The organism is Variovorax paradoxus (genome assembly GCF_000834655.1).
Classification (GTDB): Bacteria; Pseudomonadota; Gammaproteobacteria; order Burkholderiales; family Burkholderiaceae_C; genus Variovorax; species Variovorax paradoxus_F.
In genome coordinates, this window is sequence record NZ_JXQQ01000128.1 from 1 (window position 1) to 248 (window position 248).

Annotated in this window: 1 protein-coding gene; it reads right to left on the minus strand. The window is 69.0% G+C overall.

The features are described 5' to 3' along the window. On the minus strand, positions 1-248 hold a 248-nt coding region (locus tag RT97_RS30380), incomplete at both ends, for an AMP-binding protein (RefSeq protein ID WP_042582588.1).

Below are 248 nucleotides of genomic sequence, written 5' to 3' on the forward strand. Positions count from 1 at the left end.
GCCGGGTATTCGGGGTCCAGTGGCAGATAGGCGCCGCCGGCCTTGAGGATGGCCAGGATGCCCACGACCATCTCCACGCTGCGCTCCATGGCGATGCCTACGAGCACATCGGGGCCCACGCCCAGGGAGATCAGGCGGTGGGCCAGGCGATTCGCCCTGCGGTTGAGTTCGAAGAAGCTCAGGGCGTCGTCGGCGAAGAGCAGCGCGGTGGCCTGCGGCTGGTGGCGGGCATGGCCTTCGATGAGGCG